The 14,177-nt window shown below is 66.7% G+C and carries 15 protein-coding genes and 1 pseudogene; 12 read left to right on the top strand and 4 right to left on the bottom strand.

All coding sequences use genetic code 11. From position 1 onward, the window contains the following. The first annotated feature begins 92 nt into the window (after positions 1-92). From G6N68_RS06325 to G6N68_RS06295, 8 genes and pseudogenes are all read left to right on the top strand, one after another. Positions 93-1,286, top strand: coding sequence for an amidohydrolase family protein (locus G6N68_RS06325; RefSeq protein ID WP_163709283.1), 1,194 nt, complete (start codon positions 93-95; stop codon positions 1,284-1,286). A 9-nt stretch (positions 1,287-1,295) separates the two neighbouring features. Beyond that, complete coding sequence (locus G6N68_RS06320; protein ID WP_163709281.1) at positions 1,296-1,580, top strand: hypothetical protein; 285 nt, start codon at positions 1,296-1,298, stop codon at positions 1,578-1,580. A 118-nt stretch (positions 1,581-1,698) separates the two neighbouring features. Continuing rightward, a pseudogene (locus tag G6N68_RS06315) lies at positions 1,699-2,165 on the top strand (transposase); the annotation flags it as partial. Between the two features lie 655 nt (positions 2,166-2,820). Then, entirely contained in the window at positions 2,821-4,038 is a 1,218-nt protein-coding gene (locus G6N68_RS32450; protein WP_503826927.1) for a PE family protein, read from the top strand. A 170-nt stretch (positions 4,039-4,208) separates the two neighbouring features. After that, positions 4,209-5,513 carry a hypothetical protein gene (locus G6N68_RS32445; RefSeq protein ID WP_503826936.1) on the top strand — a complete coding sequence of 435 codons (1,305 nt, stop codon included), beginning with the start codon at positions 4,209-4,211 and terminating at the stop codon, positions 5,511-5,513. Positions 5,514-5,743: 230 nt separating this feature from the next. After that, positions 5,744-5,971, top strand: coding sequence for a hypothetical protein (locus G6N68_RS06305; RefSeq protein ID WP_163709274.1), 228 nt, complete (start codon positions 5,744-5,746; stop codon positions 5,969-5,971). Between the two features lie 540 nt (positions 5,972-6,511). Further along, the gene (locus tag G6N68_RS06300) at positions 6,512-7,360 is read left to right on the top strand and encodes an N-acetylmuramoyl-L-alanine amidase (RefSeq protein WP_163709271.1); all 849 of its coding nucleotides are present in this window, start codon (positions 6,512-6,514) and stop codon (positions 7,358-7,360) included. A gap of 53 nt (positions 7,361-7,413) precedes the next feature. Beyond that, positions 7,414-8,064: a TetR/AcrR family transcriptional regulator gene (locus G6N68_RS06295; RefSeq protein ID WP_163709267.1), complete on the top strand. Its 651-nt coding sequence runs from the start codon at positions 7,414-7,416 to the stop codon at positions 8,062-8,064. Positions 8,065-8,195: 131 nt separating this feature from the next. On the opposite strand, the gene G6N68_RS06290 is transcribed toward G6N68_RS06295, so the two are convergent. Next, on the bottom strand, positions 8,196-8,426 hold the full coding sequence (locus G6N68_RS06290) for a hypothetical protein (RefSeq protein ID WP_163709264.1): 231 nt from the start codon (positions 8,424-8,426) through the stop codon (positions 8,196-8,198). Positions 8,427-8,703: 277 nt separating this feature from the next. On the opposite strand from G6N68_RS06290, the gene G6N68_RS06285 reads away from it, so the two are divergent. The 4 genes from G6N68_RS06285 (at position 8,704) to G6N68_RS06270 (ending at position 12,220) form a co-directional block, all read left to right on the top strand. Then, a complete protein-coding gene (locus tag G6N68_RS06285; protein WP_163709261.1) occupies positions 8,704-9,468 on the top strand; it encodes an alpha/beta fold hydrolase in 765 nt (254 codons plus the stop codon). Beyond that, entirely contained in the window at positions 9,465-10,226 is a 762-nt protein-coding gene (locus G6N68_RS06280) for an enoyl-CoA hydratase/isomerase family protein (protein ID WP_163709258.1), read from the top strand. Before G6N68_RS06285 ends, G6N68_RS06280 begins: the two co-directional genes overlap by 4 nt. Before the next feature lie 168 nt (positions 10,227-10,394). After that, positions 10,395-11,240, top strand: a complete 846-nt coding sequence (locus G6N68_RS06275; protein ID WP_163709255.1) for a mycofactocin-coupled SDR family oxidoreductase — start codon at positions 10,395-10,397, stop codon at positions 11,238-11,240. Positions 11,241-11,344: 104 nt separating this feature from the next. Beyond that, positions 11,345-12,220, top strand: coding sequence for a VOC family protein (locus G6N68_RS06270; RefSeq protein WP_163709254.1), 876 nt, complete (start codon positions 11,345-11,347; stop codon positions 12,218-12,220). Here the strand turns inward: G6N68_RS06270 and G6N68_RS06265 are convergent. Genes G6N68_RS06265 through G6N68_RS06255 form a run of 3 tightly spaced genes read right to left on the bottom strand, consistent with a single transcriptional unit; the run spans position 12,217 to position 14,135 of the window. Further along, positions 12,217-13,107 (bottom strand): TIGR03854 family LLM class F420-dependent oxidoreductase, encoded by an 891-nt coding sequence (locus tag G6N68_RS06265; RefSeq protein WP_163709249.1) that lies wholly within the window; start codon positions 13,105-13,107, stop codon positions 12,217-12,219. The genes G6N68_RS06270 and G6N68_RS06265 overlap by 4 nt on opposite strands. Before the next feature lie 46 nt (positions 13,108-13,153). Further along, a complete protein-coding gene (locus G6N68_RS06260; RefSeq protein WP_163709245.1) occupies positions 13,154-13,705 on the bottom strand; it encodes a TetR/AcrR family transcriptional regulator in 552 nt (183 codons plus the stop codon). Further along, the gene (locus tag G6N68_RS06255; protein WP_163709243.1) at positions 13,689-14,135 is read right to left on the bottom strand and encodes an SRPBCC family protein; all 447 of its coding nucleotides are present in this window, start codon (positions 14,133-14,135) and stop codon (positions 13,689-13,691) included. The genes G6N68_RS06260 and G6N68_RS06255 overlap by 17 nt, the downstream gene beginning before the upstream one ends. Positions 14,136-14,177: the final 42 nt, after the last annotated feature.

Below are 14,177 nucleotides of genomic sequence, written 5' to 3'. Positions count from 1 at the left end.
AGAGATCAGTGGAATCATCTTTATGCTTAGAATAAACTGAAACACGGTTCTAGTTTTGTGCGATCGGCCCCTACGGAAAGGACGGTGCCGCCATGACGACAGAGCTTCCGTTCAAGTTCTTCGACTGCGACAACCACTACTACGAGGCGGTCGACGCCTTCACTCGCTACATCGAGCCGGAGTACAAGAAGCGGGCCATCCAATGGGCTCAGCTCGATGGGAGGCAGCGTCTGATCGTCGGGGGCAGGGTCAACAGGTTCATCCCGAATCCGACTTTTGATCCCGTGGGCAAGCCCGGCGCGTTGGACGACTACTTCCGTGGTCGCAATCCTCGTGGCGCCGAGTTGAACTCCCTGTTCGGCGAATTGGAACCGATCAGCCCCGCGTACCGCGACCGCGACGCCCGGTTGGAACTGATGGATCAACAAGGCATGCAGGGTTGCATTCTGCTGCCCACCCTCGGGGTAGGGATGGAGCAGGCCCTGCTGCCTGATCTGGACGCCACCGCTGCGACGTTCCGGGCCTTCAACCGGTGGATGGACGAGGACTGGGGCTTCGCGTACAAAGAGCGGATCTTCGCCGCGCCGTACATCACGTTGTGCCAGCCGGACAACGCCGCACGCGAACTCGAATGGGCACTCGAGCGCGACGCCCGCTTCATCGTGATGGTGCCGGGACCGATCACGACCGCCGTCGGCATGCGCGCTCCCGCCGACCCGATGTTCGACAACTTCTGGCGACTGGCGAACGACTCGGGCATCACCGTCTGTTATCACTCCGGCGAGACGTACTACTCAAAGTTCATGCCCGCGTGGGGCGAATCGGACTACATGATGTCGTTCCAGGCGCTGCTCGGATTCCGCTCGTTGTTCTCCGGGGACCCACTTCAGGACACGTTCGCCAACCATCTACACAAGGGCCTGTTCCTCCGGTTCCCCAACCTGCGCATGGCGTGCATCGAAAGCGGCTCGGCCTGGGTGTTTCACCTGTTCGAGAAGTTGACCAAGTCCTACGGCCAGATCCCACAGCTCTACCAGGAAGATCCCCGAGAGACCTTCAAACGCCACGTCTGGGTCTCGCCCTTCTACGAGGACGAACTGGCCAGCCTGCTGAGGCTGCTGGGCGAAAAGCGCATCATCATGGGGTCGGACTACCCCCACGTCGAAGGCCTGGCCGAGCCGGCGTCCTACATCAAAGACCTGCAGAACTTCGACTACACGCCAGAACAGTGCCGAACCGTCATGCGCGACAACGGCATTGAGCTGTCGCTCCGCCGGCCGGCGTAACCCGCCGCGGTGAAGATCGACAAGTCGAACCTGGTCGCACTGCTGCTGGAGGCCGGCGAGGAGAACGCCGCAGTGCTTTTGGCGCGTTCGCTGCTACCGGATGAGATCGACACCGAGCGCGACCTCGACACCCTCGTCTCGTTTGGACTGGAACCTGACCAAGTCGGCGAATGCGCGGAACTGGCGATCGGAACGATCGAACCTGATGACGTCAGTGTTCGGAGTCGGCGCGACGAGTTGCAGGAGACGATTTCACGTCGCTGGGCCGATCTTGTCGAGGACTGGGTGTCTTAGCCCGGATTTTGGTGAAATGCCCTGAGAAACGGGGTGTAGATAAGCGAAAGCGCCTGTCCTGCAAGGATAATTGGACTTGTCTAGAGTTCAACTATTCCCACGGGAAGGCACTTCGCTTGTGAAGAATATCGCGCTGGCATCGCGGGTGAAAGTGTTTGCTGACGGCCATGGTGTCGTGTCGCATGCCGGGATGGGCATGCTGCGCGAGCTCGCGGACCACACTGGGTTGTCGGCGCAGGTCACCGCCGCGTTGGCTGACACGTACCGGGGTCGGTGGGTGTATGCGCCTGGGGAGGTCTTCGCCGATCTGGCGGCCGCGGTCGCCGACGGCGCGGACTGCATCGACGCAGTTGGTCAACTGTGCGGCGATCGTGAGCATGTGTTCGGCGCGAAGGCCTCGACGACCACCATGTGGCGGTTGATCGATCAGCGCATCGATGCCGCACACCTGCCGGGGTGCGCACAGCGCGGGCTCGCGCGCGGGCGGCGGCCTGGGCGGCCGGAGCCGCCCCCACCCAGAGTTGGCTACACATCCACATCGACGCCACTGTGGTTATCGATCACTTCGACAACAAGACCGGCGCTGCGGCGATTGTGAATGAGCCCGTTCTGTATCGTCGGGCCACCGACGGCGGGCCGACCTTGATGGCACCGACGCGGCCGGTGTGGCCCGACGTGGGCCCACTCCTGCGGGGTTCAGTGAGGCCCCGCGTCCGGTAGGTCCAGCGTCCCGGCGCAAAGGTTCGCTTTCGATCGAGCAACGTGGCTCGGCCCACGACGAAGTGGTGTGGGTGGCCCTCAAGGGCCGCTGCAGCGAACCGGTTGGCCGGCGAACAGACCGAGCGGGATCTGGGAATCTGCAGCAACTTGGAGCCAGGCGCGTCTGGTCGCGATTCGGTGCTGGGGCCGATCATGCACACCGAGCCGATTGCCGACGGCTCAAGGAACGCGGGTGGACGCGGTTCACAGGTTGCGCCTGGGGTCGGGAAATTTTTCGTCAGATATAGGGAAAACCCTGTATCGGTGCTGGAGTGGATTTTCCTATGCTCGCCACAGTCATCTGCATCGGGCGTGTGCTCAGCGCCCGCACCGGGTGGCGTACGGCACCAGATACAGGCTTGACCCGCAAGTAAATCTAACGCAACGGCGGCCACGGTTTATGCGGTGCTTGTGTTGCAAGCACGACGGCGGTTGTCGTGACAACCAGCGAATATCGCTTCGCTTTGAGGAGGTTCGACCAGTGTCGTACGTGTTTGCCACGCCGCAGCTGATGGCCGCGGCCGCCACGGATCTGACCGGTATCGGTTCGGCGGTGGCCACCGCCAGCCAGGCCGCGGCGACGGCGACCACGCAGCTCACGGCCGCGGCCGGCGATGAGGTGTCGGCGGCCATTGCGGCACTGTTTTCCGCCCATGGGCAGGGTTATCAGGTGCTCGGCGCGCAGGCGGCGGCGTTTCATGACGAGTTTGTGCAGGCCCTGACCGGTGGTGCGGCAGCTTATGCGAGCGCCGAGGCCGCGGCTGTCTCGCCGTTGCAGAGTTTGCTTGATGTGATCAACGCGCCGGTGCAGACGCTGACTGGGCGTCCGTTGATCGGCAACGGTGCCAACGGGGCGCCGGGGACGGGGGCCGATGGTCGCCCTGGTGGCTGGTTGATCGGCAACGGTGGGGCCGGCGGATCGGGTGTGGAAGGGACCGGCGGGGCCGGTGGGGCCGGCGGCGCCGGCGGGTTGTTCGGGTCCGGGGGCGCCGGCGGAGCTGGCGGCTCCTCCACGACCGGAAACGGCGGTGCCGGCGGGGCTGGCGGGGCCGCCGGGCTGTTCGGAGCTGGAGGCGCCGGCGGAGCGGGCGGGCGCTCCTCGTTTGCCGGTGGGACCGTGGGCGCCGGGGGTGCCGGTGGGGCTGCCGGGTTGTTCGCCGGACCCGCCGGGGCCGGCGGGGCCGGCAGCCCCGGCGGGGCTGGGGGGATGGGCGGATTGTTCGGGGCCGGCGGGACCGGGGGGACCGGCGCGACCGGCGGGGCCGGCGGGACCGGTGGGATGGGCGGATTGTTCGGGGCCGGCGGGACCGGCGGGGCCGGCGGCATCGGCGGAGGGGCCGGCGGGGCTGGCGGGGCCGGCGGGCTGTTCGGCGCCGGCGGCGACGGCGGTACCGGCGGGACATCGGTCGGCAAAGGGACAGTGGGCAGGCGGGAACGGCATGCGGTAATGGTGGCGGGCGGGCCGGGGACCGGACCAGCGGACCGCGACGGCCGGGGCGGAACGCCGGACTGCTCTTCGGTGACGGCGGTGCCGGTGGGGCTGGCGGGTTCGGCATGCTCGGCGGCGGGCAAGGAGGGGCCGGTGGCAACGCCGGACTGCTCGCCGGCTCCGGCGGTGCCGGCGGCGCCGGCGGCGCTGCCGCCCCCGGGAGCCTCTACTCCGGCGGTGCCGGCGGGGCCGGCGGCAAGTCCGGGCTGATCGGCAACGGCGGTAACGGCGGCACCGGTGGAGCCGGAGGTACGGGCGGGGCCGGAGGTACAGGCGGGGCCGGCGGCCACGCCGTACTGATCGGCAACGGGGGCAACGGCGCTCACGGCGGCACCGGTGCCACCGCAGGCACCACCGGCGCAGGCGGCATCAGCGGACTGGTGCTGGGACTCGACGGCTTCAACGCTCCCGCCAGCACCTCGCCCCTGCATACTGCGCAGCAACAGGTGCTCAACGCAGTCAACACACCTGTCCAGTCACTGACCGGACGCCCACTGATAGGCAACGGCGCCAACGGGGCTCCCGGCACCGGGGCCCCCGGCGGAGCCGGCGGATGGTTGTTCGGCAACGGCGGCAACGGCGGGTCCGGAGCGCCCGGCGCCGACGGCGGGGCCGGCGGGGCTGGCGGGATCTTGTTCGGCAGCGGCGGGGCCGGCGGAGGCGGCGGAGGCATCAGCAGCGGGGCCGGCGGGGCCGGCGGGAGCGGCGGGGCCGGCGGGCTATTCGGCGCCGGCGGGGTCGGCGGAAGCGGCGGAACCTCAGTTGGCAAATTCCTTAGCCCCGACTTCCCCGGTGCCGTCGGCGGCGCCGGCGGCGCCGGCGGGCTGTTCAACAACGGTGGGGCCGGTGGCGGCGGCGGGTACGCCGTTAACCCCGACTTTACTGGGGTCCGCGGTGGGGTCGGCGGCACGGGCGGGGCCGGCGGGTTGTTCGCCAACGGCGGAGGTGGCGGGGCCGGCGGGGGGGCATTCGGCTTTGTCGGCGGGGCCGGCGGAGTCGGCGGGGCCGGCGGACTGTTCGGCTCCGGCGGCAACGGCGGGATCGGCGGGGCCACCATCAACGACTTAGGCGGGGCCGGCGGGGCCGGCGGGGCCGGCGGACTGTTCGGCTCCGGCGGCAACGGCGGCAGCGGCGGGTATGGCGGCGTCGGGGGAGCGGGTGGCGCCGGGGGTGACGCCGGCATGCTCGCCTTCGCTGCCGCCGGCGGCGCCGGCGGCAGCGGCGGGTTCGGCGTTAGCCAATTCTCGACCGGCGGGGGCGGCGGGGCTGGCGGTAATGCCGGCATACTTTCTGGCTTCGGCGGCGCCGGCGGCGCCGGCGGGTTCGGATACTGGATAGGCGGAGGGCAAGGAGGGGACGGCGGCAGCGCCGGCATGCTTTTCGGCTCCGGTGGCGCCGGAGGCTCCGGCGGTGCCAGTGGCGGCGGTTCGGCCTTTGGCAGCACCGGCGGGGCAGGCGGGTCCGGTGGCAAGTCCGGGCTGATCGGCCTCGGCGGTAACGGCGGGGCCGGGGGGGTCGGCATCGGCAAGTCCGGCGGTGGCGGCGGGGCCGGCGGCAACGCCATGCTGATCGGCAACGGCGGCAACGGCGGCAACGGCGGCGACGGCACGCCTTCGGGCGAGGCCGGCGACGGCGGGGCCGGCGGACTGCTGCTCGGCCAGAACGGTTTAACCGGGTTGCCGTAAACCAGTCCTGCCCGTCACTGCGTCAGAGAACCGACGAAGGTAACCCCATCTACGGCCGTTTACGTGCCCGCAGGGATGACACGGAGCGCGGTATGTGCCAAAGTCCGTGCGGCAGGAGGCAATGCCTACGGTATGTGGTTGAACTACACGACTGATCGGTGCGAAGGTAGAAAGCACCCGGGTGCGCGTCGAGCAGACGCTGCACGCCGACCGCATATAAGCCCGGGGTGGTGACCGACCCCAACACGACGATCCCCTGGCCATTGCACGCCGGGTTGCTGATGGGGGTAGCCAGCCCGAGATCTCCGCCTCGACTCACCGGTGCAGTCGTTGTGCGAGCAGGGGTGCTGACGCTCGGCGGCGCCGCGGATTGGGTGATCGTCACCGGTGGCCGCGTGTGGGTCACGGTCTCGGGCGGCGCCATTGTTGCCGTTGCAGTCGGTATTGCGCTGGGGTAAGGCGCGACCGTAGTTGGCGGCGCCCAGGAAGGCTGGGGCCAATCGGGCGCCGATATACGCGACGACTCCCACAGCGATCAGCGCAGCGATGCCGCCGGCAATCATTGCAAGCCGGAGGTCGGGTGTGTCGCGCTGAGGAGTCGGGATGGGCGTTGCGACTTGCGTAGGTTCCGCCGAACTCGTCGAACCGGCAACGGCGTCAGCTAGAGCAGCCGCGAAATCACGGCACGTATCGAACCTGCGCAGCGGCTTTTTTGCCATTGCCCTGGCCAGCACGCCGTCAATCGGTGCGAGGTCAGGACGCAAGCGTGCGAGTTTTGGCGGCGACGCCGACAGGTGTTTACCGATCACAACCGCTGGATTTGAGTGTGCGAATGGCGGCTTTCCCGCGAGTAGGTGGAATGCGGTAACAGCAAGGGCGTACTGATCTGCCCGACCATCGAGGTCCTTGCCTGTCAACTGCTCGGGCGCAGCATAGAGAACCGTACCTACGGTCGCCATTCGTGGCCCAACTGACGGCCGTATCCGTAAGGTGAGGCCATGAACGCCCCAGCGAATGGTGGCCCGGGCAAGCACTCGGACGTGGTCAGCCGCCGTCGGCTTCTCTGGCTGGCCGGTGGCGTCGGACTTGCCGCAACGGTTGGCAGCTGCTCGAACAAGACCGCGGCAGACCCTGCCTCTGGACCAACGGAGAATCCCAGTCCTGCTTCACCGTCAAACCACATGGCCGGCCCGACCGAGACCGGCCAGCCCACGATGGCACCACCCGGGCCGACGATTTCGGCTTCACCCGCCGCCGCCGCGTCGGCGCAATTGCTATGTCGAGATGCCTGGCAGGCCCGGCCCGCCCGTCCGGGCGGAAAGCCACACACTCCCAATCGGCTGACGATCCACCACTCCGCCGTGGTGCTCGGCGCCAACAGCAACGCGCCTAACCGATTCCGCCAGGACCAGCGTTACCACCAGGACCAGCTGGGTTGGGTCGACATCGCGTATCACATCGGCATTGACCGCGACGGCCACATCTACGAACTGCGCGATCCCAACATTGCCGGTGACACCGCGACGGAGTACGACACGACGGGCCACTTCCTGGTCTTCTGCGAAGGTGATTTCGACAAAGAACCCGTTTCGGACGCACTGCTATACGGAGCCGCGGTCGCGTGTGCCTGGGCCGCGCAGACCTTTCACATTCCAACCAGCACCCTGGCGGGCCATCGGGACTTCGCACAAACATCGTGTCCAGGCGCGAACCTGTACGCCCATATCTCCTCGGGCGACCTGAGAAGCCGAATCGACATGCTGCTAGATGCTGGCGGGGTGAACCTCCAGCGTTTTTGCGGACCAGAGGCGGTTGCGGCGGTCGCGGCCATCGAGGCGGGCAGCTAATGTCCAGACACTATGTCTAACCATTTTGTCCAGGTTCGCGGTATCGTCATGCCGTGGCCGCCACAACCCGCAAGCCCCAGTCGTCACGCCAGCAACGCCGTGCCGAGATCGAGCAACAGCTCCTGGAAGCCACCGAGCGGCTGATGGGCGAAGGCTCCGCCTTCACCGAACTGTCGGTCGACAAGCTCGCGACCGCGGCCGGCATATCGCGCGCGACGTTCTACATCTACTTTGAGGACAAGCGCCAGCTGCTCCTGCAGCTCACGCGACACGTCTTCACCGAGTTCGCCGAGGCCGCCGCACTCTGGTGGGACGTCTCCGAGCGCCGCGACCCCGACGATGCACGTCGCGCGATCCGTCAGCTCATCGCTGGGTATCGCAAGCATCAAACCGTCATCACCGCTGTCGTCGAAGTGGCAAGCTACGACGCCGTCGTCGCCGAGAATTACAAGGCGATAGTCGACAGCATCAGTGAAGGTGGCACAGCTGCGTTGGAGCGGGGCATCGCCGACGGGGCAGTGACCGGATTGCGTCCCCAGGAGACGGCTCGCGCGCTGACGTGGATGGTGGAGCGCGCATGTCACCAAATGGTGCGGTACTCGCCGCCCGAGGAAGACGACGTCATTGCTGAGGTTCTAACCGAGATCGCCTGGCGAGCCTGGTATTTGGAGCCCGCTGACCCAGCGGGCGGTTATGACAGCTAGGGTCGGCTCGGGCCGATGACGGCGCTGACTGACCCTGCTTCACGATTTGTATTGGTATACAACGTGACTCACTCGAGTCACTTCTTTCAGACGACGAGCACGAACAGTAGTTCGACATCTCATGCTGACTTCTAAGCGGCAAGCAGTGCGTGCGCCTCGACATCCTTGATGCCGCGACGCAGGTGGTCGGCTAGGAACCATTCGGCGTTGCTGTGCGATTCACGCATAGCCTTCTCTACTGCAAGCTTGGCGCTTCTCAGGTTTCCGTGGCGTTCTTCGCCAACGGTCGCCATCGCATCTAGCACCGCTGCCACGGCTTCCTGAAAGGCGCCGGCAAAGGCCATCGTGCATTTGATCGTCATCGTGGCCCCTCCCTCTCTCGTCTGGACCTCAGAACCAACCTGATCAGCGCATGCACGGTTTGAATTCCCTAACTGATGTTTCGTAAACCCACAATTCGAGGTGCGGCCGGCTTTGGCCGAGTGTCCCATAGCGAGACTCTGCCCTTCCTGAAATGCCAACGGCCTTCATCAGGCTGCCCGCTACACTGCTCGAACTACGCTTGGCAGTTGCCCAAAGCCCTGTGCACAATGCCTGCGGCACACGCCGATACCGGTCTGATCAAGGAGTGGTGGTGCAGTGAACCGACTTGAGCGCGAAGATGGAGTCACGCTGGCGTTCCGGGTGCACAACCCGGACGGGCGGGGCGTTCCGGTGTTGCTCACCCACGGTTTCGGCGCCACATCGCGCATGTGGGAGCCAAATATCGAGGCCCTGAGCGTCGACCGGCCGGTCATCACCTGGGACCTACGCGGCCACGGCAGCAGCGATGCACCCGAGGACATGGACCACTACAGCGAGCAGGCCAGCGTCGCCGACATGGCGGCCATCCTCGACGCCGCGGGTGCCGAACGGGCCGTGATCGGCGGAATGTCGTTGGGCGGCTACCTTTCTCTGGCCTTCCACCTCGTGCACCCGGAGCGGGTTGCCGCACTGGTGCTGGTGGATACTGGGCCCGGTTACCGCAAGGACGAAGCCCGCGACAAGTGGAACGCGTGGGTGGAGCGCCGCGCGCAACGACTTGAGCGCGGCGAGTCGAAGGTCGACACCTCGGCGGAAGTGGCGCACGCCGTGCACGAGCATCCCGAAGGCCTCCCCCGCGCCGCCCGCGGAATTATGGCCCAGAAGGACGCTCGCGTGATCAATTCGCTGGACAGTATCGCGGTCCCCTCGTTGGTGGTCGTCGGTGCCCAAGACACCGACTTCCTGGCTGGGGCCGAATACATGCACCGCCACATCCCGAATTCCCGCAAGGTCGTTATCGACAACGCGGGGCACGCCGCCAACATGGACCAGCCCGCGGTGTTCAATGCCGCAGTGCGCGAGCTACTGGACTCGCTGTGACCGCGCCAGACGTCACCGTCGAGGCCGTCGGGCACGTCGCCGTCGTCGAGATCCACCGACCGCCAAACAACTTTTTCGACACCGCATTGATCAAGGGCATCGCCGACGCTTACGAGCGACTGGACGACGACGTCCAATGCCGGGCGATCGTATTGTGTTCGGAGGGAAAGCATTTCTGCGCCGGAGCCGACTTCTCCCGCCCCGTCGATGATCGCGTGTCGCCCGGGGAGCTTTACGCTCAGGCCATCCGATTATTCCGCGCTCGCACAACGGTTGTCGCCGCGGTGCACGGCAGCGCGATAGGCGGCGGGCTCGGGCTTGCACTCAGCGCGGACTTTCGCATCGCAGCACCCTCCACCAGGTTCGCCGCCAACTTCAGCCGATTCGGCCTGCATCCGGGCTTTGGGATCACCGCCACGTTGCCACGTGTCGTCGGTCAGCAGAAGGCACTGGAGTGGGTACTGACAGGCGAACGCCTCAGCGGTGAAATCGGTTACAAAGCAGGACTATTCGACGAACTGGTGGCGGACGGCGAGGTACGTGCGGCGGCGATTCGGTTCGCCGAACGCATAGCCGCCGCGGCGCCCTTGGCGCTGACCAGTATTCGCGCCACCATGCGCGCCGGGCTCGCCGACGCCGTCGCCGCGGCCACCGCCCACGAACTCGAAGAACAAACCCGACTACACGCGACCGCCGACTTCGCCGAAGGCGTGGCCGCAGCGGCGCAACGTCGCCCTCCGCAATTCACCGGCCACTGAGGTAAACCGACCGCTGTCATAGGCTGCCCCAGCGCCACCGAAAGGCGACACTGGACCGGCCACGGGAGCACGGTGCTGCGGGGGCGTTGCGAAGCCACCGGATATCTTCGCACCGGCGGGCATCGCCTCACGTAGCGTCAACCCGGGCAATACCGGCGAAAGGTCACCATGACAGACAACAAGGTCGGCAGGGTCGCCGGCAAGGTCGCGTTCATCACCGGTGCAGCTCGCGGCCAGGGGCGCGAACACGCGGTCCGACTGGCCGAGGAGGGCGCCGACATCATCGCGGTCGACGTCTGCGAAGACATCGACGGGGTCGCCTATCCCGGCGCGACCGAGGCCGACCTGGCCGACACTGCGGATCTCGTCGAAAAGGCCGGCCGTCGCATCGTCACCGCCAAGGCGGATGTGCGGGACTTGGAGAGTCTTCGCGCCGCGGTCGAGCAGGGAGTTGCGGGCCTGGGCGCGATCGACATCGTGGTGGCCAACGCGGGCATCAGCGGAGCCCCTGCACCCGCCGCCCTGATCGAGCAATCCGCGTGGCAGACCATGCTGGACATCAACCTGACCGGCGTGTGGCACACCGTCAAGGTGGCGCTGCCGCACATGACCAACGGCGGCGGCTCGATCATCTTGGTCAGCTCGATGCTGGGCATTCGCGGCGGCGGCTACATGGCCCACTACGCGTCGGCGAAGCATGCCGTTGTCGGGTTGATGAACTCTCTGGCGAATGAGCTTGCACCGCAGTGGATCCGGGTGAACTCGATTCACCCGGGCAATGTCTTGACGCCGATGCTCGACAACGAGTGGTTCTGCAGGACGCTGCGACCGGATCTGCCGAATCCAACGGTGCACGATGCGGGAGAGGTCATCGGGCAGTTCCACATGTTGCCCAAACCCCTGATCGAGGCGCGCGCCGTCAGCAACGCGGTGCTGTTCCTCGCCTCCGACGAGGCGCAGTACATCACCGGCGCGGCACTGCCTGTCGACGCCGGCGCCGTCGCCAAATTCTGATCCGCCGGTGCGAGCCCGACGCCAATAACGACCCAATGACCGACAACAGGCCAAGACAAACGCCTCTCTGACGGCTCGCGCACCCGATCAGGCATGCTGGGTGCGTGTTCGATGCGCTCGACCACGTAATTCTCGCCGTGCGCGACCTCGATGACGCCGCGCGTCGCTACGCCACACTGTTGTCCCGACGGCCCTCCTGGCGCGGAAATCACCCGGGTTGGGGTACGGCGAATGTGCTGTTTCGGCTCGACAACACCTACTTGGAGTTGATCACGCCGTACGGCGACGGTGTCCTCGGTCGGACAATTGCCGCGTATCTGGATCGACGAGGTGACGGCCCGATAGGCCTTGCGTTCGCCACGTCCGATATCGACGCAGCCCACGCCCAGCTTGCCGCGAACGGCCTTGAGCCGTCCGCCGTGTCACCGGGTCTAGGCCGTGACATCGATACCGCGGCGACGCGGCGCTGGCGCGGCGTGGTGCTGCCCGAAACGCGCACCCGCGGCGTGCTGATGCTCGTGATCGAGCACGAATCGCCGCATCGCCTACCTCAGGCCACTCCGATCGGCACCGCCGATGCCGTGGTCACCGGAATCGATCACGCGGTGGTCAGCACCTCCGATGCGGACGCCGCGATCACGCTCTACCGGGACCGACTCGGCCTGAGACTGGCACTCGACCGCAGTTTTCCCGATTGGGGCATGCGACTGGTGTTCATGCGCGTCGGCGACACCACGGTGGAAATCGCGCAACCCCTGCGGGACGCACCGCTGCCGGCGGATACCGATCAGGTCTGGGGACTTTCGTGGCGAGTTCCGAACGCCGACGCCGCGCGGTCGCGGCTCGCCGCAGCCGGACTCGACGTCTCCGAGGTCCGCCCAGGTCGCAAGCCCGGCACGCGAGTAATCAGCGTGAAGGACGGCACGTGCGGTGTACCCACGCTGCTGATCGAACCGGCGCAACGCCCGCCGCAAGACTAGTTCTGGCGAACCAGCAGCTCGGCGACAAACCGATCGATGAAAACATCCAAAGGCTCGAACGGCTTTGTGCCGACCGGCCTTATGACGAATTTCGTCAGACCCGCATCGAGGTATGCGTCGAGTTGACGATGCAACTGCTCCCAACCGGCGGCGACAAGCTCGTGCGGATCGAGATCGGGACGGCGACGTCGCACCGCTGCGGCCAACTCCCCCGGCAAATCGCCGTCCGCAACCGCCAACGAAATACCGAAGTGATCGGGCTCGATTTCCCGGTCCGCCTCCGCCGCTGCCCGTTCGATCGCCTCGCGCGCTTGCCCGGCTTCTGTTGGGGTGAGAAAGCTGCCGAGCCAACCGTCGGCCAACGCGCCGACGCGGCGGTACGCCGCGGGTGACGAGCCGCCCACCCAAATGTCCAGCGCGGGCGTCGGCCGCGGCTGGACCGCTGCCCCACTGACTTTGAAGAACTCGCCGGAGTAGCTGGCCGCCTCGTCGACCAACACCGAGCGCAACACCCGCAACGACTCGTCGAACACGGCCGCTCGCCGGCCGTCGGGAACGACGAACACCTCGCGCTCAGCCGGAATCGCCGAACGCAGACCGAACACCGGAAGAACCCGCCTGGGAGCCAGCGCCGCCAACGACGCCAACTGTTTTGCCACCAGCACCGGGTGGCGTCCCGGCAGCACCGCCACCGACGTGCCCACTTTCAAACGAGTCGTGCGCGCCAGCGCATACGCCATGCCGACCACGGGATCCACCGCCGGGGAGTACACCAGCTCGGAGAACCACAGGGAGTCGACACCGCTGGACTCCAACTGATCGACGATCTCGGCGAGCTGATCAGGAGCGGTATCCGCCCCCAGCCCAAGCCCAAAGCGAATCTTCACGTCGAACGCAACGCCGCAGGCCGCCCGTTTGTGCCCGCCCCCGACTTCACCGCGGCCCGGTCTGTCGGAGCAGATCCGCGAAAACCCGCGCCGCCGAAGTCACGCCGGCCTCGTCGTCCGTAGCTACCAGATCAAGCAACAACCCGCGCATGACGGCCAAGCCCAGCCGCACCAGGGCCGGGTCGGTCGTACCTCCCGATGTCTTGTTCGCCTCAGACAACCAATCCTCGACCGCGCCCGGCACCATGCGGGCGAAGGGCTGCTCGCCTTGTGCGCCACGCGAATAACACTCGAAGAACAGGCGCTCGAACGCCCGCAGCTCAGGCCGGCACAGGGTTATCCACATTGCGAGAACGCTGTCGGCGGGTTCGGTCGGCAGCTCGGACAGAATCGCCATCTGCCGGCGCTCAACCTCGTTCACGATCGCGAGCAACAGCTCCTCTCGGGAAGCGAAGTGGTGCAACAACATTCGGTGGCTGGTGCCGACCGCCGCGGCCACGTCGCGAAGCGAGCGGTCGCCGACGCCGCCCGCGGCGAATTCCTCGACCAGCGCGTCGAGAAGTTGCTGGCGACGCTGTAGATCAGGCGCGCGACCCATGAGAGTGCCGCAGTTGCTCGCTGCGGCTCTTGAGGCCCAGACCCTCCATTTCCAGGTAACGACGGGTGGTGCGCAGCATCAGTTTGCCGACGAGCGCGCCGATCGGCCCCCGCTGGTCGATCGACTGACGCACCAGAGTGCGGTCCGCGCCGATCGACGTCAGTGAGTGATTGGCCAACGTCAAGCCGCCGGGAGAACGCTGCACCCACGTCCACGACACTCCGGTTTCCAGCTCAGTCACCTCCCAGACGAGTGTCGGCAGTTTCGGCTGTTTGATTTGAAATCGCTTGCCGACAGCGAGTTCTGGGCCATCGAGGGCGACCAGACGGCTCACCGAGGGGGTCCATTCGGGCCAGCGCTCGACATCGGTGAACACCTCCCACACCAGGGGTGCCGCTGCATTGATTTCCACACTGCTCTCCGTAAACATGTACCAAATGGTACATCAATCGAGGGGTGATGCCTATAGGCT

The sequence above is a fragment of the Mycobacterium bourgelatii genome, from assembly GCF_010723575.1.
Taxonomy (GTDB): Bacteria; Actinomycetota; Actinomycetes; order Mycobacteriales; family Mycobacteriaceae; genus Mycobacterium; species Mycobacterium bourgelatii.
Note: the sequence above shows the minus strand (reverse complement) of the source record. Positions and strands in the feature narration are given on the sequence as shown.

Excerpts from the sequence above, each read along its gene's own strand:
- G6N68_RS06275 (WP_163709255.1), top strand. The coding sequence starts at position 10,395 with ATGACAGACAACAAGGTCGGCAGGGTCGCCGGCAAGGTCGCGTTCATC.
- G6N68_RS06325 (WP_163709283.1), top strand. The coding sequence starts at position 93 with ATGACGACAGAGCTTCCGTTCAAGTTCTTCGACTGCGACAACCACTAC.
- G6N68_RS06255 (WP_163709243.1), bottom strand. The coding sequence starts at position 14,135 with ATGTTTACGGAGAGCAGTGTGGAAATCAATGCAGCGGCACCCCTGGTG.
- G6N68_RS06260 (WP_163709245.1), bottom strand. The coding sequence starts at position 13,705 with ATGGGTCGCGCGCCTGATCTACAGCGTCGCCAGCAACTTCTCGACGCG.
- G6N68_RS06290 (WP_163709264.1), bottom strand. The coding sequence starts at position 8,426 with ATGACGATCAAATGCACGATGGCCTTTGCCGGCGCCTTTCAGGAAGCC.
- G6N68_RS06300 (WP_163709271.1), top strand. The coding sequence starts at position 6,512 with ATGAACGCCCCAGCGAATGGTGGCCCGGGCAAGCACTCGGACGTGGTC.